We start from the raw sequence: 20,942 nt of genomic DNA on the forward strand, positions 1-20,942 counted from the left end.
GTCACGCCTTACCTGGCAAAACCAGCGCATGGGGGCCTGCGTTTTCTCCTTCGCCACCGGCCCGCGGCCGGTCGCCCCAGTCCCGCCTGCCGACACGGCGATGTCACAGGCCCGTGCCAAGACACTGGCGCATTTGCGCCTCTGCGGCGCGGGATTGGGAGAACGGACACCGTGCTTGATCGAAACCGGGACAAGGCCGCGCGTGCGAGCATCGCGGAAATCGCCGGGCGGTATGACCGCGTCGCACTGGTCTTCCAGGGCGGCGGCGCGCTCGGCGCCTACCAGGCCGGCGTCTACCAGGCGCTCGCCGACGCCGACTGCGAGCCCAACTGGCTCTCCGGCGTCTCCATCGGCGCGGTGAATGCCTCGATCATCGCCGGCAACGAGCCGAGCCGGCGCCTCGCCCGCCTCGAGCAGTTCTGGCAGAAGATCTCCGGGCGGAAGGTGTGGAGCTACACGCCGGAGGGCGACATCTTCCGCGACATCCGCAACCGCACCAGTTCGTGGCTGACGATGACGCTGGGCCAGCCCGGCTTCTTCAAGCCCCGCTTCCCCAGTCCATGGCTGATGCCGGCCGGGGCCGAGGGCGCGACCAGCTTCTACCAGACCGAGGAATTGCGGGAGACGCTGACGGAAGTCATCGATTTCGATATCCTCAATAACGGCAGGAAGCGGCTCAGTGTCGGCGCCGTGAACGTCCGCACCGGCAATTTCCTCTATTTCGACACCGACAATGTGCGCATCGGCCCCGAGCACATCATGGCCAGCGGCGCGCTTCCGCCGGCCCTGCCGCCTGTGCGCATCGAGGGCGAATATTACTGGGACGGCGGCATCGTCTCCAACACGCCGCTGCAATATCTGCTCGACCTGGACGAGGATCGCAGTTCCCTGGTGTTCCAGGTCGACCTGTTCAGCGCGCGGGGCGAACTGCCGCGCAGCATGCCCGACGTGTTGTCGCGCCACAAGGACATCATGTATTCGAGCCGGACGCGCCAGAACACCGACAATTTCGAACGCATCCACCAGCTCAAGCAGAAGCTTCTGGAGGCGCTGAAACGGGTGCCGGCCGACCAGCTCACGGGGGAAGAGCGGGCGCTCATCGAGGATTACTCGGATGCCGGCGTCGTCAACATCGTGCACCTGATCTACCAGCACAAGAATTACGAGGGCCACGCCAAGGACTACGAGTTCTCGGGCACCTCGATGCGGGAGCATTGGACCGCCGGCCTCGAGGACACGCAGCGCACCCTGCGCCACAGCGAGTGGCTGCTGCCCCCTGTCAACCAGGACGCCGGCGTCGCCATCCACGACCTCCATCGCGAAGACCCGACCTGAGACCGGGGAGCGCATGCCGGGTGCGCGGACGCCTCGACGACAGGTGTCCGGGCATCAGCGGATGGACGCGATCATTCCGTCCGGGCTTGTTCGCGCAGCAACTGGCCTTCCGGGCATAAGGAAGAGAGGGCAGGGGGCCTGCTCCAGGGGAAATGGCAAAGGCCGCCTTGTGGGCGGCCTTTTCTTCAGAAATCCGACGGATCGGGGCTCAGTTGAGCTTGGCGCGAACCTCGTTGAGGGCGGCCGACATCAGATTGGCGGCGCTCGATGCCGGCTGGTCCGACAGGATCGAGGAAGCCGCCTTCACGGCGGCGTCCGCTGCGGCCGCGCGGACTTCCGCGATCGCGGTGGCTTCGGCCTGGGCGATCTTCTGGTCCGCGAGCTTGGTACGGCGGGCCACGAAATCCTCGATCTTGGCGATCTGCTCGGCCTTGAAGCGTTCCGCGTCGATCCTGGCCGTCTCGATCATCGAAGCCGCCTCTGCCTCGGCTTCCTTCTGCCGGCGCTGGTAGTCCGTCAGCAGCCTCTGCGCTTCTTCACGCAGCGAACGGGCCTGATCGAGTTCCATGCGCACGGCATTGCCGCGGGCGTCGAGCGCCTTGCCGATCTGGGCGAAGCCGCCGACCTTCCAGATGACGAGGAGGAAGATCACCACCGCGAGCAGGATATAGAATTCCGGACCGGCAGGATCGAAGACTTCGTGAAGCATCTCTGCAAAGTACATGGCGCGATCCTAGTTCGAGACCGCGGCGTCGACCGCCGCCTGGACGGTGTGGGCGTCCGGAGCCTTGCCGATGAGCTGCTCGACGATGGCGGCGGCAGCCTCCACGGCAATGCCGTTCACGCTGCCGAGCGCCGCCGTCTTGGTGGCGGTGATCTGCGTCTCCGCCGTCGCGAGCTTGGCCGAAAGCTCCGCTTCGAGCTGCTGGCGGGTGGCATTGGTTTCCGCCGTCACCGCCTGCCGGGTTTCCGCAGCGATGTTCTGCGCCTTGGCGCGCGCCTGCGCCAGCGACGTCTCATAGGTCGCGAGAGCCGCGTCGCTCTCCGCCCTCGCCTTGCGGGCGGCATCGAGGTCGGCCGCGATCTTGCCGGCCCGATCGTCCAGGATGCCGGCGACGCGCGGCAGCGCGATCCTCGACATCAGGAGATAGAGAAGCCCGAAAGCGATAACCAGCCACACGATCTGCGAAGCGAAGGTCGAGCTGTCGAAGGGCGGAAACGCGCCGTCCTTATGTGATTCGGCAGGAACCTCGGTTCCTGCAGTCGTTGCGGCCATGAAACACCTTCAACGGATTGCGGGCCCGTCCACGACAGGCGGAGCCAATATGATTGCAGCATCGCCGCCGAAGCTATGCACGGCTCCCCGGCCTGGTGGCCGAAGAGCCGTCGCCTCTGTCGCCGGCTGGCGTCAGACCACGAAGAGCAGCAGCAGCGCGATCAGCAGCGAGAAGATGCCGAGCGCTTCCGTCAGCGCGAAGCCGAGCAGCAGGTTCGCACGCTGGCCGTCGGCAGCCGACGGGTTGCGCAGCGCGCCGGAGAGGAACTGGCCGAACAGATTGCCGAGGCCGATGCCGGCGCCAGCCATGCCGAGGCAAGCGATACCAGCGCCGATGTACTTTGCTGCGACGGGATCCATGGGAAACTCCTGTTTAGAATGTTGGCAGAGGTTGAGTGGTCGGGATGCGATCAATGGCCGGGATGAAGGGCGTCATTGAGGTAGATGCAGGTGAGCGTTGCAAACACATAGGCCTGCAACACCGCAACCAGCGTTTCGAGAGCCACCAGGGCGATGACCAGAAGGAAGGGCAGGGGCGAAAGGAGCGCGACCAGGAAGCCGCCGCTCGCCAGGGCGATGATGAAGCTCGCAAAGATCTTCAGGGCGATGTGGCCGGCGAGCATGTTGGCGAAGAGACGGACGGAGAGGCTGATCGGACGGGAGGCGAAGGAGATGATCTCGATCGCCACGAGAAGCGGCATCAGCCAGCCCGGCACGCCCGACGGCGTGAACAGGTGCAGGAAATGCATGCCGTTCTTGTAGAAGCCGTAGATGATGACGACGCCGATGACGAGCGCGGCGAGCGCGAAGGTGACGATGATGTGGCTGGTGACCGAGAAGAAGCCGGGGATCAGGCCGAGCATGTTGCACATCAGCACGAACATGAAGACCGAGAACACGAAGGGCATGAAGCGCATGCCTTCGACGCCGGCCGAGCCCCGCACCGTGCCGGCCACGAATTCATAGAACGTCTCGGCGAGAGCCTGCCAGCGGCCCGGGACCACGGCGCGGCTCGAGGTGCTCGCGATCATCAGCAAGGCCGTCAGCACGACGGCGAGAAGCATGAAGAAAGCCGAATTGGTGAAGGCGAAGCCATGGCCAAACGTGAAAATCGGCTCGATTGCGAACTGATGAATCGGATCCATCGCCTGTGAGGCCCTGTCTTCTATGGCGCGATGCGCCGTTATTCCTGTTTGCCGGGCGGTTTGCCCAGCGCGTCCGCGGCGCGCATCAGATTCCGGACACCCGCCACGAAGCCGAGTATCAGGAAAACGAAGAGGCCCCAAGGGGAGGTGCCCGCGAACCTGTCCACCACCCATCCGAGGGCCGCGCCGGCGAGAATGCCGGCCACGAATTCGGACGAAAGGCGCAACGCCTTGCCAAGCGAGGAGGGATCCCCCTCCTGCTTCTGCCGCCGAACCTCCCGAGCATCCGCTTCGGCTTTCACGCTACCGAGGCGTTCGTCGAGACGGCGCAGGCGATCGGACAGGTCGGCTTCGCTGGGATTGTCTTTGCCGGGTGGACCGGCCTGGTTCGCCTCGTCGCTCGCCATCGCGGCAACATGCTCCCTGGCCGGCAAAACCCTGCCGGACGCCCCCTTGAAAACGGGCGGACCATACCCACGCCCCCTTGCGGTGTCAAGGCGAGTCGGAAATTACTTAAGCGTTTGATAATGATTATAAAAAAGCGCTTTCCGTTCGCGCGGGGGCTGCTTTTGCACATGCCGTGCGCCCGGTTCGTCCCGCAGAAAGCCCTGTTCCAGCCCGCCGCCGGCCGCAATGTCGCCGTGCAGAACGCGGCGGCCACTCTCCGTCGGCCTTTCCGGCGGCGCCGATCCGCACGTCGGCGGGATCGCCGCAGGCGGAAGGGAGCGTCTGATTCGGGAGGGGGAGTGCGGCGAAGCGGCGGCTTGCGCGCCAATCTCGGGCCTGCGATGCGAAAAGCGAACGGAGGACCGGTGCCGCGGGACTCTTGAAAGGACGCGGCGAAAAATTCTGCTTAGGCCCGGCTTTCCGCGCGGCTTTCGGTGTGATGCCTGACGTGCGGCTTCTTGCCGACGGCCGGCCGCCGGACGGCGAAGTTCGGCGCCACCATCGGGTAATTGTTGGGCAGGCCCCATTTTTCCCGATATTGCTTGGGCGTCAGATTGTATTTCGTCGAGAGGTGGCGGACGAGCGACCTGTATTTGAGGCCGTCCTCGAGGCAGACGATGAAGTCGGGGGTTACGGACCCCCTGATCGGGACAGCCGGGATCGGCTTGGTCCGCGACGGAGAGGGGGCGTCCTTGGCCAGACGATGAAGGGCGCTGTGGACATCGTCGATGAGGCCCGTGAGGCCGGCGGACGTCATCCAATTGTTGGAGACATAGGCGACGATGATTCTGGCCGTAATCGTGGCGAGCCTGTCGGTCATTCAATCAATTCCAGACCATTCCGCCGCCACGCCTGAGGTGGAGCGGTTCGATGCGAGCGATGGCATGTTCTTCCGCGCAGCGCGATTTCACGCCTGCGGGACTGCGAAACAGCGTACAGACAAGAATGCGACGAACTTTCCGTACAGACCCGCCTCTCCGGTAAGCCGTACGTCTCGCCTTTTGCTTTCTCTGTTTCGATCTCGACAGGGGCGATGTAGATTAGACTTACATCCGCTCCTTCAAAGTACGCCACTTATAAATAAGCGCTGAAGACAGGAAGAGCAACGCTTGAAATATTTAAATTCTTTTACAATACGCAACTGCTGACATCCCATCTTCAGTCAAATGGAACGTTCCGCCGGGCGGAAAGGGATGGGGCGAAGGCGAGGGCGCGCGATTCGAAGTATCGGCGTGGCGCCGGAAGGAAGTCGACGCTTTCCGCAACGGATATATAAATGGCATCGGCCGACGGGCCCTAAACCGGCGGGCTATAATACTAGGATACGGGCGGCACGCCACGTTGAATTTCGTGCGGACGCGCCGGCGCCGAACCGCGATTCGGAAGCGTGATCCGTGCGACGAGCCCATGCGGCTGACGGTCGAGGAGAGCCAGCGTGCCGTCATGGCCGGACAGGATTTCTTGCACGATCGATAGTCCCAGCCCGACGCTGCCGGGACGGTTCGCGCGTGACGGATCCAGGCGGACGAACGGCTCGACCACGTCGCGGCGGCGGTCGTCCGGTATGCCCGGTCCGTCGTCTTCGACGTCGACGATGATCCCGCCGACGGTCGTGTCGGCGCGGATGGTGATCTCACGGCCGAAATGGCAGGCGTTCTCCAGCAGGTTCGTCAGCGCCCGGGCCATGGCATTGGGCCGACAGAAGCATTCGAGCCGCTCGGGCCCATCATAATGCACGTGGAAACCGGCTTCCTCGAATTCATCGCGCAGTGTGTGCAGGAGCGCGCCGAGATCGAGCCATTCCGGCTCTTCCTGGTCGACGCGACCGCTGAGATAGGCGAGGGCGGAGGTGACCATCGACTGCATCAGAATCACGTTCCTGAGCAGCTTGGCCTCCATGTCTCCGGGCGGGCTGGTCTCGAGGAGAAGGCGCATCCTCGTCAGCGGCGTGCGAAGGTCGTGGCTGATGGCGGCGAGCATGCGCGTGCGGTCCTGGACCGAGCGGGCGATGCGCTCCTGCATCAGGTTGTAGGCGCGCGCCACGCGCCTGATCTCGACGGGACCCTCCTCGTCGATCGGGGCAACGGCGATGTCGTGGCCGAAGGCGTCCGCCTTCTCCGACAGCCGGCGCAGCGGACCGATCACGCGCCAGACGGCCCAGGCCGACATGGCCGCGACCGCCACGCAGAGGAAGAGCAAAGCGCCGACCAGCGGGAAGGTCAGCTTGGCAAAGGCAGGCGGTTCCCTCCCTCTCGTCACGAATTCCACCGTCTGGCCGTTCAGCCTCGCGAGGACTTGGATGTCTCCTTCGTCATGCGCGTTCGGCATGTCGCAGGAGCGGATGGTAAGATCCGGCAGCGGGGCGCGGAGTTTGCTCGTCAGGGCGTCCTGCATCTTTTCTGCATCGGCGTCGAATCCGCTGCAGGCTGTCGGCGTCTGTGTCAGCCGGGCGGACAGCTCCGGTCGGTTCACGGCGGCGATCGCGCCGGCCCATTCCCCCTCCGGAAGGACGCGCAACTCTTTGATGAGGTCCGCGATCCTGTAGGCGGTCAACCAAGGCCAGGGGGGAGGGGGCGGGCCCGGATACAGGGACCACAGCAGAAGGAGGATCAGAATGAAGGTGACCGCGGATGCGCTGGCGGTGATCGCGAGAATCTGCCCGAGAGTCGTTCCCAGGAAGCGGCGTATCATTCCGCGACGACCTGCGGCTGGAACGCGTATCCGTCGGTCCGGACCGTCCGGATGACGTCGGCGAGCGGGTCGTTGCCGGCCAGCTTGCGCCGGAGCCGGCTGACGAGGATGTCGATGGATCGCGCGGCGATGGCGAATCCCTCGCCCCGGGTCAGCGCGATCAGCTCCTCGCGTGAAAGGACCTTGCGCGGATGCTGGCAGAGGACGAGCAGGAGATCAGCCTCGGCGCCGGTCAGGGGTACCCTCAGCCCTGCGGGCGAGCGCAGGAAGCGGCGCTGCGGATAGAAGGAAAACCCGGTGAAGTGGAGGACCGTGTCCGCGCCGCGGGGGCGCGGCTCCTCCTCGGCCAGGGGCGGACGCCGCAGGACGGCGCGAATCCGCGCCAGCAGCTCGCGCAGGTCGAACGGCTTGCAGACATAGTCGTCGGCGCCGAGCTCCAGTCCGACGACCTTGTCGGTCGGCTCCCCCAGCGCGGTCAGCATGATGATGCGCGGTCCGTCCGAGGATCGCAGGCGTCGGCAGAGGTCGAGCCCGGTCTCGCCGGGCAGCATCAGGTCGAGCAGGACGAGATCGATGTCGTTCGCCGCCAGAATCGGGTCCGCGGCCTCCACGCTTCCGGCCACAGAAGTCGCGAAGCCCTTCTCGCTCAGAAAGCCGGCGAGCGGGCCGCTGATTTCCGCATCGTCCTCGACAATAAGTATATGAGTCTGGGTCACCGGGCCTCTGGGTGTGCATCGCTCGGGCCGGCTCGCATTCCGGCGCCCTCCCTCCTCGATGTCGGGAGGAGGCGAGCATACCGTCGCAATGCGCCAATATGAAGAGGCGGTTTCGGCTAGGCGGCTTCGGCCCGCCGCTCGGAGACGTGGTCGACGAGGCCCCAGGCCTGTGCTTCCTCCGCCGTCATGAAATTGTCGCGGTCGAGGGCGGCCGCGACTTCCTCGATCGTGCGCCGGCAGTGCCGCGCGTAGAGGGCGTGCAGCCGCGTCCTCGTCCTGGCGATGTTGGCGGCGTGGATCAGGATGTCGCTGGCCTGTCCCTGATAGCCGCCCAATGGCTGGTGGACCATGATCGAGGCGTTGGGCAGGGCGAATCGCCGCCCGGGCGCGCCGGCCATCAGGATGAACGATCCGAGGGAAAAGGCCGAGCCCATGCAGAGCGTCGACACGGGGGCCGCGATGAACTGCATGGTATCGTAGATCGCCAGGCCGCTGGTGACCGAGCCCCCCGGCGAATTGATGTAGATCGAGATCTCCTTCTTCGGATTCTCCGCCTCGAGGAACAGCAATTGCGCGCAGACGAGCGCCGATGTGCCGTCGTCTATCGGCCCGTTGATGAAGATGATCCTCTCGCGCAGCATGCGCGAGAAAATGTCGAAGGACCGTTCTCCCCGCATCGACTGCTCGACGACGATCGGCACGAGGGCATTCATGGAAAGGGTCATTGCGTCATCGCCTCAGGCTGCAAGCATCATCATTGCCGGGATATTGGTATTGGCCGCGAGCGGCGTGGCGACGAAATCGCCATGGACGATGCGCAGCCGCGTGCCGCCCCGGCCGTCGGCGTCGAGTTCGAAGGTCACGACGCTGTCGATCGTCCGCTCCCCGTCACGCTCGCGCCAGGAATAGCGCAGCAGCCGGTGGGGCTCGGCGGCCAGAACACGGCATTCGATCGGGCCGGGCAGGCCCGATGCCTCGCCGTCGAAATCGAAACGGGCTCCGGGCGTCGCGTCGACCTCGCCCGGCATCAGCCAGGCGGCGACGAGCGTCGGCACCGTCAGGGCCCGCCATACCTTCTGCGGCGGTGCGTCGAGGCTGCATTCAATCACGACGTCCTCGCCGGCCACCGGCGCCGCTCCATCCTGCACCATCGTCATTGGTCCATCCCCTTGAGCACGTCCTTGAGCCTTTCCATCCGCGCCGGCCAGAAGTCGCGATAGCGCTCCACCCATTCGGCGAGCGGCGCCAGGGCCTGCGGCGCGATGCGGTAATGGGCCTTGCGGCCCTCGCGCCGTTCGATCACCAGCCCCGCCTGCTTCAGTACCGCCAGATGCTGCGAAATCGCCGGCTGCGATACGTCGAACCCCGCCTTGAGTTCGGAGACGCTCATTTCGCGTGCCGCCAGCCTTTCGAACACGGCTCGGCGCGTCGGGTCGGCGAGGGCGCGGAAGAGATCGGCTTGGTTCATGATCTTCTTATAAGCGCACACTTATATATTCGGCAAGAGCCGATCGCGGGCGTGCTGAGGCGTCCTGCTCGGGCGGGGCCGGCGACCGGCCGGCCCGAGCGTCACACCGCTTCGAGGAATTTGCCGGCGTCGCCGAGGTCGACGGAGACGAGCTGGCTCACGCCGCGCTCGGCCATGGTGACGCCGAAGAGCCGGTTCATGCGCGCCATGGTGATCGGATTGTGGGTGATGGTGATGAAGCGCGTCTCGGTCTTCAGGATCATGGCGTCGAGGAGGTCGCAGAAGCGCTCGACATTGGCGTCGTCGAGAGGGGCGTCGACCTCGTCCAGGACGCAGATCGGCGCGGGATTGGTGAGGAACACCGCGAAGATCAGTGCCATCGCGGTCAACGCCTGCTCGCCGCCCGACAGCAGGGAGAGGGTCTGGGGCTTCTTGCCCGGCGGCTTGGCGAGGATGTCGAGGCCGGCCTCCAGCGGATCGTCCGATTCGGTGAGCTGCAACTCGGCCGTGCCGCCGCCGAACAGCGTCTCGAACAGGCTCTGGAAATGGCCGTTGACGACATCGAAGGCGACGAGCAGCCTCTCGCGTCCTTCCTTGTTCAGGCCGGCGATGGCCTGGCGCAGCCGCTTGATCGCCCCGACGAGATCGTCGCGCTCGGAGACGAGGCCGTCGAGGCGGGCCTGGACGTCCTTCTGCTCCTCCTCGGCCCGCAGGTTGACCGAGCCCAGCCGGTCGCGCTCGCGCCGGGCTTCCTCCAGCCTGCGCTCGGCGTCGCGCCGGTCCGGCATCGGGGCGTCGGGCGCAAGCTCGGCGATCTTCAGGAGCCGCTCGGGCGGCACCTGCAGCGCCTCCTCGATCTCGCCGGCGATCTGCTTGCGGCGGCTCCGAAGGGCGCCGAGCTTCTCCTCCGAACGCGCCTGTTCCTCGCGCGCCCGGCTGAGCGCGACGAGCGCGTCGCGGCTCCGGTGCTCGGCGGCGGCGGCGGCGCTTTCCGCCTCGGCGAGGCGGTCGGCGGCGGCCCGGCGATGGGATTCGGCTGCGTCCGTCTCGCCCTTCAGGGCGCGGCGTCGTGCGGCGAACACCGCCGGAACGTCTTCGAGGTCGGCACGCCCGGCCTGAAGTTCGGCGAGGCGGGCATCGAGAATCTCGATCTGGGCCTGGCCTGCCCGCCTGCGATCGAGCCAGGACCGGCTCTCCTGTGCGATGGCGGCAAGGCGGGCCGTCCGGATCTCGTCCTCGCGGGCGATGGTCTGCGCCCTGGCCCGCGCCTCGGCGACGACGGCGCGCCCCATGGCGACGTCGCCGCGCAGATCCTGCAGCCTTGCCTGCAGGGCGCTGCCGTCCGGCAGGGCGGCCAGCGCGCCGCGGGCGTTTTCGCGCTGCTTCAGCGCCTCTGCGAGATCCGCCCCGAGCCGGGCCGCCGCCTCGTCGAGGGCCGCCTGCCGGCTGGCGATCTGCGAGGCCTGCCTTTCGGCCCTCGCGGCGCGGTCACGCAATTGGTTGACCTCGCCGCCGAGCGCGCGCGAGGCGTCGCGTGCCGCACGATCGCGCTCACCCGCTGCACGCAGGGCCGCCTCGGCGGCCTCGGCGGCCAGGCGCTTCGGCGCGACGGCCAGGCGCGCGGCGTGCGCCTCCTGCTCGAGCTCGGCAAGCCGGTTGCGTTCGGCGAGCCGGCGGGCGGCGCCGGAGGGGGCGCCTGCCGCCGCGACGAAGCCGTCCCAGCGCCAGAGGTCGCCGGCCCGCGTCACCAGGCGTTGGCCGGGGGCGAGCACGGGCATCAGGCTCGGACCGTCTGCGGCATCGACGAGGCCGATCTGCGCCAGGCGGCGCTGCAGGGCCGGGGGCGCGCGGACGAAGCCGGCCAAAGGCTCGGCCCCTTGAGGCAAGGCCGGATCTTCGCCGCCGGCCGCCACCCCGGACCAGTGTGCCGGCGCGGCGACATCGGCGGGCGCGTCGAGATCGTCGCCGAGCGCGGCGCCGAGCGCGGCCTCGTAGCCCTTGGCGACCTCGATTCCGTCGGCGACGGGCGGGTATTTCGCGGCGGAGGGAGCGAGTACCAGCTTGGCGAGGGTTCTCGCCTCGGTCTCGAGCCTGCCGGCGTGACGCTCCGCCTCCTCCAGCGGGCCGCGCGTCGCGGCCTCCGCCTCGCGCGCCGCCGCGTGCTCCGCCTCGGCAACGAGGGCCGCCTGTTCCGCCGAGCCCTGCCGTGCGAGCAGGGCGCCGAGCTCGGCGCGCAGACCCTCGGCGATCCGCATGGCGTCGGATCCGGCCTTCAGCGCCTCGCCTTCGCGCCTGACGGCGGCGAGTTCCCGTTCGAGCCGGGACAGGCGGTCGGCGGCCTCGCGCTCGGCGCGCTCCGCCTGGCCGCGGCCGGCCTGCGATTCGGCGCAGGCCGCCTGCGCTTCGGCCATCGCCTTCTCGTTGGCCGCCAGCCCGGCCTCCGCCGCGCGCAAAGCCTCGGCGGCCTGGCTCGCCTGGCCGCCCGAGGCTTCCTGCCCGGCTGCCAGCCCTGCCGCCTCGGCACCGAGGCGCGCCAGAATGGCGTCGGCGTCGGCGATCATCGTCCTTTCGCGGGTGGCGTCGGTGGAGGCCTGCGCGATGCGCCGGTCGAGTTCGACCCTCCTCTCGCCGGCACGCCGCTCCTCCTGGTGGAGCGTCTCGCCAGCCAGCGCCAGCCTGTGCAGCGCGGCGGCCGCCGCCGCCTCGGCCTCGCGCAGGGGCGGGATTTCATGTGCGGCGAGGGCGGCGGCATGGGCATCCTCCGCCTGGGCCTTCAGCCGTTCCGCGACGGTGGTGGCATCCCGGTCGAGCCGCTTCTCGGCGTCCGCGATCTGCCTGCCTGCTTCCTCGAAAGAGAGATGGAGCAGGAGCGCCTCGGCCCGGCGGATCTCCTGGGACAGCACGCGGTAGCGGGAAGCCTGGCGCGCCTGCCGCTTGAGGCCTTCGAGCTGCGATTCGATCTGGGCGAGCACGTCTTCGAGACGCTCGAGGTTCTGCTCGGCGGCCTTGAGGCGCAGTTCCGCCTCGTGGCGGCGCGAATGCAGGCCCGAGATGCCGGCGGCCTCCTCGAGGATGCGCCGGCGGGCCTGCGGCTTGGCGGCGATCAGCTCGGCGATCTGGCCCTGGCGCACCATGGCCGGCGAGCGGGCGCCGGTCGAGGCATCGGCGAAGATGAGTTGCACGTCGCGGGCGCGCACTTCGCGGCTGTTGATGCGATAATTGGAGCCGCGTTCGCGTTCGATGCGGCGCGAGATCTCCAGCGTGTCGACATCGTTGAAGACCGCGGGCGCCGTACGATCCCGGTTCTCGACCGTCAGCACCACCTCGGCCATGTTGCGGGCCGGGCGGCTGCCGGATCCGCCGAAGATGACGTCCTCCATCTCGGCGGCGCGCAGGTTCCTGTGCGAATTCTCGCCCATGACCCAGCGCAGCGCCTCGACGAGGTTGGACTTGCCGCAGCCATTCGGCCCGACCACGCCGGTCAGGCCGGGCTCGATGACGAAATCGGTCGGTTCGACGAAAGATTTGAAGCCGAGGAGCCTCAGTCTGGTAAGTTTCATCCTTCACCCCGCGACGTGCGGGACGTCGCTCTCAGGACTTGATCAGCGGATCAACCATCTTGGCGAAATCATCGAGCGTGATCTCGCCGCTTTTTTCCGTGCCGTTGACGAAAAAGGTCGGCGTACCCTCGATCTTGAAGACCGATTCGCCGCGCTGCTTGACGGCCATCACGCCATCATACAGCGTCTTGTCTTTCAAGCAGGCCTCGAACTGTTCCTGTGTAAAACCGGATTGCTGCGCGATCTTCTGCAGGCCCGGCAGCACTTTGGGAGCATCGACGAAGGCCCAATTGTCCTGTTGGGCGAACAGCACGTCGAGAGCGCTGTAATACTTTCCGGCGTCGCTGTTGGCGATGCAGCGCGCCAGCATGAAGCCGGCCGTGGCGCGCGGATCGAGCGGGAACTCCCGCATCGTCCACTGGACCTTGCCGGTGTCGATGTATTTTTCCTTGATGGCCGGAAAGACCTCCTTGGCGAAACGCGCGCAATGCGGGCAGGTCATCGAGGCGTATTCATACACCTTGACCGGAGCGTCTGCCTTGCCGAGCGCGAGATCGGGGATCGGGCCGGGGACGACGAGCTCCATCGGATTGAACTTGTCGCCGTCGGCGGCGAAAGCGGGCAGAACCGGAAGCGCCGAGGTCGCCGCGAGGGCTGCGATCAGGGTACGGCGGGAAAGCATCGGGCTCATTCTGGGCTCATGTCCTTCGATCTGGCGCCAAAGCGCATTTCAATCCAGTCTCATTGTCCGGAAGCTGCGGTACTTGAGCCGTACGATTATGGCAACAGCCAGACGCGGCCGGCCGGAAATATCACGGAGCTTTGACCGGCCCCGCGCCGCGGACCTGGCGGCCGAGTCTTTCGAGCGCTTCGCGCAGGCCCGGGTGCTCGATGCCGCCGAGGTCGTCGGCGAGCGTCCTGGCCTGCAGCGGCGTGAGCTTCGGCGCGGCCGGCGGCTGGCGCCGGACCGGATGCTCGACCGGCCCCTGGCGGATGCGCAGCTTGCCGACGCAGCGCCAGCCGAACACCGCATTGATGCGCTCGATGATCTGGGCCGCCGACATCTCGACTTCCAGGGCGAAGGCGCTCTCGACGCGCAGGACGAGGGTGGCGGCCCGCGGCGCGGCCTCGGGCGCCTCGGTCTTGGGACGCGGCGGCCATTGGATCTTCATCGGCTGCGACTGGGTCGCTAGGCGCGCGCCCACGATGTCCGCCCAGCGGCCGACGATGTCCGCGGTGGCGAAGCCGCGCGCCTTCAAAGAATCGGCGAGCGTCGGACCGAGCAGGTCGGAGACCGAGCGGACCGAGGAAGGCCGGGAAGGCTTGAAAGTCCTGGAAGCGGAACGCTGGGGCTTGTTGATCATGGCCGACCTGTGGGATGAGGCGCCATGCTCGCCAACACCGACCCCGAGGTCAAGCATGCCGATGCCCTGCTGGCCTGGTACGACAGGCATCGCAGGCGGCTGCCCTGGCGTGCGCTGCCGGGCGAGGCCGCGGATCCCTACCGGGTCTGGCTCTCGGAGATCATGCTGCAGCAGACCACGGTGAAGACGGTCGGCCCCTATTTCGAGGCCTTCGTCGCGCGATGGCCCGATGTCGGGGCGATGGCGGCGAGCGACGTGGAGGACATCCTCAAGGCATGGGCCGGCCTCGGCTATTATTCCCGGGCCCGCAACCTGCACGCCTGCGCGCGCGTCGTCAGCGAGACGCTGGGCGGGCGGTTTCCCGACGACGTCGAGGGCCTGCGCAAGCTGCCCGGGGTGGGGGCCTATACCGCGGCGGCGGTGGCGGCGATCGCCTTCGGCCGGCGCGCGGCGGTGGTCGACGGCAATGTCGAGCGGGTCGTCACCCGGCTCGAGGCGATCGAGACGCCGCTGCCCCAGGCCAAGCCGCTGATCGCCGCCTGCGTCGAGGCGATCACGCCGGAGTCGCGCCCCGGCGACTTCGCCCAGGCCATGATGGATCTCGGCGCCACGATCTGCACGCCGAAGCGGCCGGCCTGCGCCCTCTGTCCGTTCATGGCGCGATGCAGCGCCCGGCAGGCGGGTACGCAGGAGACCTTTCCGCGCAAGGCGCCGAAGGCCCGGCGTCCGTTGCGGCGGGGCGCCGCCTTCTGGGTGACGCGGCCGGATGGCTGGGTCCTGGTCCGCAAGCGGCCGGACAAGGGCCTGCTCGGCGGCATGACTGAGATTCCCTCGAGCGTCTGGAGCGAAGATTTCGATGCCGCCGGCGCCGTCGGCCATGCGCCGCTCAAGATGAAATGGCGCAGGCTCCCCGGCGAAGTCCAGCACGGCTTCACCCATTTCGAACTTGCGGTCACCGTCTATGCCGCGGACGCGCCGCTGACCGCCAAGGCCCCGCCCGATTGCCGCTGGGTCCGCCTCGCCGATCTCGACGGCGAGGCGCTGCCGACCGTCATGCGCAAGATCGCCGCCCTCGCCAGAGGGCAGTGAAGGCCGGGATGCGCGAGGCCCCGTCCGACGGCCGGTGTCGCAAAGAACGGGTGAAGTCTACATCGCTTCGGCTGCGATTTGATTTGCGTCGGCAAGGTGTTTTCAGCGAGCATGGCCGCCTTACAAGGGGGATGTCATGGCAATCGTTGGGGCACTTTTGATCGGCGTGATCGCGGGGCTGCGCGCCTTCACCGCGCCGGCAGCCGTCAGTTGGGCAGCCTATCTCGGCTGGCTGCCGCTCGAGGGCACGGCGCTGGCCTTCCTGGGCTATACCGTCACGCCCTATATCATCACCATTCTGGCGATCGTGGAGCTGATCGGCGACCAGCTGCCGGCGACGCCGAGCCGCAAGACGCCCATGCAGTTCGGCGCACGCCTCGTCACCGGCGCCTTCAGCGGCGCGGCGATCGGGCTCGGAAGCGGCTCCTGGATCGCCGGCCTCGTCGCCGGCGTGATCGGCGCGGTGATCGGCACGCTGGGCGGCGCCGAGATCCGCAGGCGTCTGGCCGAATCCTTCGGCAAAGACATGCCGGCCGCGCTGCTGGAGGACGCGGTCGCCGTCATCGGCGCCCTGCTGATCGTGAAGGCGCTGGCATGACGAAGCCTTACGACGCGATCATCGTCGGCGCCGGCCAGGCCGGGCCGCCTCTGGCGGGCCGCCTCACCCAGGCGGGCATGACCGTCGCCGTGATCGAGCGCAAGCTGTTCGGCGGAACCTGCGTCAACACCGGCTGCATGCCGACCAAGACCATGGTCGCCAGCGCCTATGCAGCCCATGTCGCCCGCCGGGCGGCCGACTACGGCGTCGCCCTGACGGGCGGCGTCGGCATCGACATGGACAGGGTCCGTGCCCGAAAGGATGAGGTTTCCGGCAATGCGCGGCGCGGGGTGGAATCCTGGCTGCGCGGCATGGAGCGCTGTACGGTGTATCAGGGCCATGCCCGCTTCGTCTCGCCGCGGGAGATCGAAGTGGACGGCGAGATCCTCTCGGCGCCGCGCATCTTCCTCAACACCGGCGGCCGGGCCTCGGTGCCGGACATTCCGGGCCTCGACCGGGTCGACTATCTCACCAACACCTCGATCCTCGAGCTCGACACGCTGCCGCGCCATCTGGTGGTGATCGGCGGCAGCTATATAGGGCTGGAATTCGCGCAGATGTTTCGCCGCTTCGGCAGCGAGGTAACCATCATCGAGCGCGGCCCCCGCCTCATCGCCCGCGAGGACGAGGACATCTCGGCCGCGATCCGCGAGATTCTCGAAGCCGAGGGCATCCGCGTCCATGCCGGGGCCGGGAGCATCGCCTTCACGCCGCAGGGCGACGACTTCGCGGTGGCGGTTTCGGGCAGCGAGGGCGCCGCCAATCTGACCGGCTCCCACGTGCTGGTCGCCGTCGGCCGCAGTCCCAATACCGACGATCTCGGCCTGGACAAGGCCGGCGTGACCGTCGATTCGCGTGGCTATATCGAAGTCGACGACCAGCTGCGCACCAGCGTCGAGGACATCTGGGCGATGGGCGACTGCAACGGCAGAGGGGCCTTCACCCATACCTCCTACAATGATTTCGAGATCGTCGCCGCCAACCTGCTCGACGACGATCCGCGCCGCGTCAGCGACCGCATCACCGCCTATGCGCTCTATATCGATCCGCCGCTCGGCCGCATCGGCATGACGGAGGACCAGGTGCGCCGGTCGGGCCGCAAGGCGCTCATCGGCAGGCGGGCGATGACGCAGGTCGGCCGCGCCATCGAGAAGGGCGAGACGCGCGGCTTCATGAAGGTGGTGGTCGACGCGGAGAGCCATGCCATTCTCGGCGCCGCCATCCTCGGCGTCGGGGGCGACGAGGTCATCCACGGCATGCTCGACGGCATGTATGCGCATGCGCCCTACAGCACCATCCAGCGCGCCGTGCACATCCATCCCACGGTGTCGGAACTGGTGCCGACCATGCTGGGCGAGATGAAGCCGCTGGTGTGAACGCACGACAGCGGCGTGCGCTCGCCAGCTTTTCGTCCGGGATCAGGCGCCGAGCGGCAGCAATGTCCGCAGGCGCCCGTCGCGCAGATACAGCCCGCCCCAGGTCAGCGCGCCGAGGAGGAGGCAGATCAGCTGCGGCGGCGAGCCGATCTCGCCGAGCCGGAAATGGGTGGAGATCGCGCCGCCGAGGAAGCCGGTCACCAGGATGGCGCCGAGCACGGCCGTCTGCGGGACCGCATAGACGATCGCGCAGGCCAGCATGATGACCCCGAGCGCGAAGGCCTGGCTCGGCGGGAAGCCCGTCAGCTCCATCTCCGCCCGCATCATGTCCGGCGCGAAGAGCTGCACGGCGGCATCCGCGAGCAGGGCCGCGACGACGACGGCGCTGAGGATGCGGCCCGTCCAGGAACGGCCCGGCGTTGCGGAAATGTCGGTCATGAATGGCTTCTCCCTGTGGAATCGGTCTTGTTGCCGGGGGGCGTCCGAAGACCGACCGCCGGATTGCCGCCTGCGAGGCGAGACATGCGAAAATGCCGTGCGTCGAGAACGCAAGTCAACGGCGCGGCAGGGCGGGGCCTATTCTGTGAAGGCGGCGAGGTTCGCCAGCGTCGAGGCCATTCCGGCCTGATGGTCCTCCGGCCTTATGCCGTCGGGGACATTCTCGCAGCGGAAGGCGACCTCGGTGCCATCCGGCACGGCGGTGAGCGTCGTGACGATCCTCATCGCGCCGGCGAAGGCGGGGTCGTCCGCCTCGAATTCGACCTCCTCGACGATGCGGCGGCCGGGTACCAGCTCGACGAATCGTCCGCGGAAGACGTCGGCATGCTCGGATGTCTTGCCCGGCACCGCATGGGCGGCATCGGCATAGGTGAAGGACATCCGGAACACGCCGCCTTCCCGCGGCTCGAACGCGAAGACCTCGGCGGTCATGCCCTTTGGCGGCCGCCAGGAGGCGACGGCCTGCCCGTCGAGAAAGGCTTCATAGATCCGTTGCGGCGTCGCCTTGATGATCCTCGAAGCGGCGTCGGTTCTCGGTGCCATGGCGATCCTCCTTTTCCGTCATTCCGGCGAGGCCGAGGGAAGAAAGCCATGTCGCAGGGCGTAATTGATAGAGGCAGGCAGCCGTTGATCCATCTCTCTTGTCGGTGAGAATGCAGACGAACGGCATCAGGCCCTCGCCCCATGACGTAGGGCGCAGTCCCTCAAAACGTCATTCACCAAGATCGAAGGGAACTCAGCCGCCCGCTGCGGCCAATTCCTTGCGCAGCACGGCGCGCAGATCGTCGATGAGGCGCAGCTTGCCGTTGTCCTTGTAATGCCAGAAGGTCCAGCCGTTGCAGGCCGGCAATCCCTGGGCGAGGGCGCCGATCTTGTGGATCGAGCCGACGATGTCGCCCAGCATGATCGAACCGTCGACGCGGACCCGGGCCTGGTGGCGCTCATTGCCGTCGGTAAGGACGGCGCCCGGCTGCAGCAAGGCGCGCTCGACGACGCTGGCGAAGGGAATGCGCGGCTCGCTGCGCTTTTCGGAAGGCGCGAGCATGTCGGCGTCGCCGACCGGCGAGGCGAGGGCGATCCGCTCGCGCGCATGGGCGATGTAGTCGCGGTCGCGCTCGATGCCGACGAAGTGCCGGCCGAGCTTCTTGGCGACGGCGCCGGTCGTGCCCGAGCCGAAGAAGGGATCGAGCACGACGTCGCCCGGCCGGGAGGCCGCCATCAGCACGCGGGCGAGCAGGGCCTCGGGCTTCTGCGTCGGGTGGGCCTTGCGCCCGTCGCCGTCCTTCAGCCGCTCGCCGCCGGTGCACAGCGGGATCAGCCAGTCGGAACGCATCTGCACGTCGTCATTGCCGGCCTTCAGCGCCTCATAGTTGAAGGTGTAGCGCGAGCGCTGCTCGCGGGCCGCCCAGATCAGCGTCTCATGCGCATTGGTGAAGCGCTTGCCGCGAAAATTCGGCATCGGATTGGTCTTGCGCCAGACGACATCGTTGAGGATCCAGTAGCCGAGATCCTGGAGGGTGGCGCCGACGCGGAAGATGTTGTGGTAGGAGCCGATCACCCACAGAGTGGCGTCCGGCTTCATCACGCGGCGCACGGCCGCGAGCCAGGCCCGGGTGAAGTCGTCATAGTCGCGCAGCGAGGCGAACTTGTCCCAGTCGTCGTCGACGGCGTCGACCATCGAATTGTCGGGCCGGTGCAGGTCGCCGCCCAGCTGCAGGTTGTAGGGCGGGTCGGCGAAGACGAGATCGACGCTGCCGGCCGGCAGGCGTTCGAGCGCGGCAATGCAGTCGCTCTCGATGATGGTATCGAGCGGAAGAACCGCGCCGGCCGGAGAGACCAGGCGCGGTTCCGTACGCTTCGACCCAAGGCTCATCCGGGGGGCGACTGCCGCGCCGGTACGCGAGATACTCATGGGCTACTCACACGCTACGCTACTGGGACGACGCGGTGATCCTCGCCCGGTTCTGGTAAATGCCGCGTTGAGACGCCGATAAAACTTGCGTGCCGGTTCGGGACTGCGGCCCGCACCGGCCGACGTCATCGGGCCGTCTGCGAATTCGGGCATGGCAACCGGGGTTTTTTCCTCCGGCCTCTTGGCAATCGGCGCCCGGCGGCGTTTCCTGCAGCGCAAGCCTGCCGGCGAGCCAAGGCAGGAGAGAAAACCAAACTGCGACAGGAGACACGATGCTCAAGAACATTGATCCGCTACTCAACGCCGATGTGCTCTATGCGCTGGCGGCGATGGGCCATGGCGACACGATGGTGGTCTGCGACGCCAATTTTCCGGCCGATTCGGTCGCCCGCGCCACCGTCTATGGCAGCCTGCTCCGCATGGACGGCGCCGATGCGCCGCAAGCGGTGAGGGCCGTGCTCTCCGTCCTGCCGCTCGATACCTTCGTCGACGATTCGGCCAGGCGCATGGAGATCGTCGGCAGCCCCGACGAAATTCCCCCCGTCCAGCGCGAAGTCCAGGTCGAGATCGACAGGGCCGAAGGCAAGTCCTGGCCGATGACCTCGATCGAACGCATGGAATTCTACGAGCACGCACGCGACGCCTATTGCGTGATCCAGAGCGGGGAGCGCCGCTTCTACGGCTGCTTCATCTTCCGCAAGGGCGTGATCGCGCCCTGAGCGGAAAATTGCCGCGTCCCTTCAAGAGTCTTGCTAAGATGATGGGCGTTCTCGCCCATGAATCTCCGCTTGGCGCTCACAAGGCGCCCGGGGCCTTCGCACGGAATCGAAGCACCCGGGCGTGCGAGCCGCAGGTCTCGTCGGAGCACCACCGGCGGCGGCCGCCCCGCGACGTATCGAGGAACAACCACCCGCAATTGCGCCCGTGGCACTCGCGCACCGGCCGGCGTCCGGTCCGTGCGGTGAGGAGATCGGCCGCGGCCACCGCGACGCGGCGGGTGAGGGCGTCGAGGTCGTCGTCGTCGCGCCACTGCCAGGCGAAGGTTCCCGACCGGTAGGCCAGCACGCGGCGGGCTGCCGCATCCCTGACGGCGGCATCGAGTTCTCCCGCGTCGGAGGGCGCCGGCACCATTCCCTCCGCTTCCGCCAGGAACAAGGCGTGCAGGGCCCGCCGCAGCGCCTTGGCACGGTCCAGCGCCTCGGCGGCAGCGGCCGGATCCGCGCGTGCCTCGCCGCGCAGCCTTTCCGCGTGCTCGCGCGCGATCAGGCCGGCCCGTTCCCCCCAGGCGAGGAGATCTTCGTAGCACAGCAGGAAATCCGGCCCCCAGCGGTCCCGCCAGGCATCCACGGTGTTGACGAAATCGAGGGCAGGGTGGCCGCCGAGGAGCGGGATGTCCGCAATGGTCTTCGTCTTTTCCATCGGCTCCTCGTCGGTTCGGGAACTTCGAGCGTTCAAGGGAGGTTGTAA

At 67.5% G+C, this 20,942-nt stretch carries 23 protein-coding genes; 5 read left to right on the forward strand and 18 right to left on the reverse strand.

Annotation, left to right across the window (positions count from 1 at the left end):
• Positions 1-171 precede the first annotated feature (171 nt).
• Entirely contained in the window at positions 172-1,335 is a 1,164-nt protein-coding gene (locus J3R73_RS07105; RefSeq protein ID WP_307424301.1) for a DUF3734 domain-containing protein, read from the forward strand.
• A 208-nt stretch (positions 1,336-1,543) separates the two neighbouring features.
• Here the strand turns inward: J3R73_RS07105 and J3R73_RS07110 are convergent, their stop codons facing one another.
• From J3R73_RS07110 to J3R73_RS07175, 14 genes are all read right to left on the reverse strand, one after another.
• Positions 1,544-2,059, reverse strand: a complete 516-nt coding sequence (locus J3R73_RS07110; protein ID WP_307424303.1) for a F0F1 ATP synthase subunit B family protein — start codon at positions 2,057-2,059, stop codon at positions 1,544-1,546.
• A gap of 9 nt (positions 2,060-2,068) precedes the next feature.
• Entirely contained in the window at positions 2,069-2,611 is a 543-nt protein-coding gene (locus J3R73_RS07115) for a F0F1 ATP synthase subunit B (protein ID WP_307424307.1), read from the reverse strand.
• A 132-nt stretch (positions 2,612-2,743) separates the two neighbouring features.
• A complete protein-coding gene (locus tag J3R73_RS07120) occupies positions 2,744-2,971 on the reverse strand; it encodes a F0F1 ATP synthase subunit C (protein ID WP_307424310.1) in 228 nt (75 codons plus the stop codon).
• Positions 2,972-3,021: 50 nt separating this feature from the next.
• Positions 3,022-3,756: a F0F1 ATP synthase subunit A gene (locus J3R73_RS07125; RefSeq protein ID WP_307424312.1), complete on the reverse strand. Its 735-nt coding sequence runs from the start codon at positions 3,754-3,756 to the stop codon at positions 3,022-3,024.
• A 38-nt stretch (positions 3,757-3,794) separates the two neighbouring features.
• Positions 3,795-4,163 carry an AtpZ/AtpI family protein gene (locus J3R73_RS07130; RefSeq protein WP_307424314.1) on the reverse strand — a complete coding sequence of 123 codons (369 nt, stop codon included), beginning with the start codon at positions 4,161-4,163 and terminating at the stop codon, positions 3,795-3,797.
• 446 nt (positions 4,164-4,609) lie between these two features.
• A complete protein-coding gene (locus J3R73_RS07135) occupies positions 4,610-5,023 on the reverse strand; it encodes a Ros/MucR family transcriptional regulator (protein WP_307424317.1) in 414 nt (137 codons plus the stop codon).
• 497 nt (positions 5,024-5,520) lie between these two features.
• The gene (locus tag J3R73_RS07140; RefSeq protein ID WP_307424319.1) at positions 5,521-6,597 is read right to left on the reverse strand and encodes an ATP-binding protein; all 1,077 of its coding nucleotides are present in this window, start codon (positions 6,595-6,597) and stop codon (positions 5,521-5,523) included.
• 293 nt (positions 6,598-6,890) lie between these two features.
• Positions 6,891-7,610 carry a response regulator gene (locus tag J3R73_RS07145; RefSeq protein WP_307424321.1) on the reverse strand — a complete coding sequence of 240 codons (720 nt, stop codon included), beginning with the start codon at positions 7,608-7,610 and terminating at the stop codon, positions 6,891-6,893.
• Between the two features lie 116 nt (positions 7,611-7,726).
• Complete coding sequence (locus J3R73_RS07150) at positions 7,727-8,323, reverse strand: ATP-dependent Clp protease proteolytic subunit (protein WP_370880072.1); 597 nt, start codon at positions 8,321-8,323, stop codon at positions 7,727-7,729.
• Positions 8,324-8,347: 24 nt separating this feature from the next.
• Positions 8,348-8,767 (reverse strand): SRPBCC family protein, encoded by a 420-nt coding sequence (locus J3R73_RS07155; protein ID WP_307424326.1) that lies wholly within the window; start codon positions 8,765-8,767, stop codon positions 8,348-8,350.
• Entirely contained in the window at positions 8,764-9,078 is a 315-nt protein-coding gene (locus J3R73_RS07160; protein WP_307424328.1) for an ArsR/SmtB family transcription factor, read from the reverse strand. The genes J3R73_RS07155 and J3R73_RS07160 overlap by 4 nt, the downstream gene beginning before the upstream one ends.
• 101 nt (positions 9,079-9,179) lie before the next feature.
• Positions 9,180-12,638, reverse strand: a complete 3,459-nt coding sequence (locus tag J3R73_RS07165; RefSeq protein ID WP_307424331.1) for a chromosome segregation SMC family protein — start codon at positions 12,636-12,638, stop codon at positions 9,180-9,182.
• 31 nt (positions 12,639-12,669) lie between these two features.
• On the reverse strand, positions 12,670-13,224 hold the full coding sequence (locus tag J3R73_RS07170; protein WP_307424334.1) for a DsbA family protein: 555 nt from the start codon (positions 13,222-13,224) through the stop codon (positions 12,670-12,672).
• Positions 13,225-13,450: 226 nt separating this feature from the next.
• The gene (locus tag J3R73_RS07175) at positions 13,451-14,002 is read right to left on the reverse strand and encodes a DUF721 domain-containing protein (protein WP_307424337.1); all 552 of its coding nucleotides are present in this window, start codon (positions 14,000-14,002) and stop codon (positions 13,451-13,453) included.
• Between the two features lie 24 nt (positions 14,003-14,026).
• Between J3R73_RS07175 and mutY the strand changes: the two genes are divergently transcribed.
• From mutY to J3R73_RS07190, 3 genes are all read left to right on the forward strand, one after another.
• Positions 14,027-15,091: an A/G-specific adenine glycosylase gene (mutY, locus tag J3R73_RS07180; RefSeq protein ID WP_307424340.1), complete on the forward strand. Its 1,065-nt coding sequence runs from the start codon at positions 14,027-14,029 to the stop codon at positions 15,089-15,091.
• A 136-nt stretch (positions 15,092-15,227) separates the two neighbouring features.
• On the forward strand, positions 15,228-15,689 hold the full coding sequence (locus J3R73_RS07185; RefSeq protein WP_307424342.1) for a DUF4126 family protein: 462 nt from the start codon (positions 15,228-15,230) through the stop codon (positions 15,687-15,689).
• Complete coding sequence (locus J3R73_RS07190; RefSeq protein ID WP_307424345.1) at positions 15,686-17,065, forward strand: FAD-containing oxidoreductase; 1,380 nt, start codon at positions 15,686-15,688, stop codon at positions 17,063-17,065. Before J3R73_RS07185 ends, J3R73_RS07190 begins: the two co-directional genes overlap by 4 nt.
• Before the next feature lie 42 nt (positions 17,066-17,107).
• On the opposite strand, the gene J3R73_RS07195 is transcribed toward J3R73_RS07190, so the two are convergent.
• The 3 genes from J3R73_RS07195 to J3R73_RS07205 all read right to left on the reverse strand — a co-directional run bounded on the left by J3R73_RS07195 (position 17,108) and on the right by J3R73_RS07205 (position 19,475).
• Positions 17,108-17,503, reverse strand: a complete 396-nt coding sequence (locus J3R73_RS07195; protein ID WP_307424349.1) for a DoxX family protein — start codon at positions 17,501-17,503, stop codon at positions 17,108-17,110.
• Between the two features lie 138 nt (positions 17,504-17,641).
• Positions 17,642-18,106, reverse strand: a complete 465-nt coding sequence (locus tag J3R73_RS07200; protein WP_307424352.1) for an SRPBCC family protein — start codon at positions 18,104-18,106, stop codon at positions 17,642-17,644.
• 193 nt (positions 18,107-18,299) lie between these two features.
• The gene (locus J3R73_RS07205; protein WP_307424354.1) at positions 18,300-19,475 is read right to left on the reverse strand and encodes a site-specific DNA-methyltransferase; all 1,176 of its coding nucleotides are present in this window, start codon (positions 19,473-19,475) and stop codon (positions 18,300-18,302) included.
• A gap of 272 nt (positions 19,476-19,747) precedes the next feature.
• Between J3R73_RS07205 and J3R73_RS07210 the strand changes: the two genes are divergently transcribed.
• Positions 19,748-20,194 (forward strand): RbsD/FucU family protein, encoded by a 447-nt coding sequence (locus J3R73_RS07210; protein ID WP_307424357.1) that lies wholly within the window; start codon positions 19,748-19,750, stop codon positions 20,192-20,194.
• Between the two features lie 76 nt (positions 20,195-20,270).
• Here J3R73_RS07210 and J3R73_RS07215 read toward each other — a convergent pair whose 3' ends face one another.
• Positions 20,271-20,894: a CGNR zinc finger domain-containing protein gene (locus J3R73_RS07215; protein WP_307424360.1), complete on the reverse strand. Its 624-nt coding sequence runs from the start codon at positions 20,892-20,894 to the stop codon at positions 20,271-20,273.
• Positions 20,895-20,942: the final 48 nt, after the last annotated feature.

It is taken from the genome of Labrys monachus (assembly GCF_030814655.1).
GTDB classification, from domain to species: Bacteria; Pseudomonadota; Alphaproteobacteria; order Rhizobiales; family Labraceae; genus Labrys; species Labrys monacha.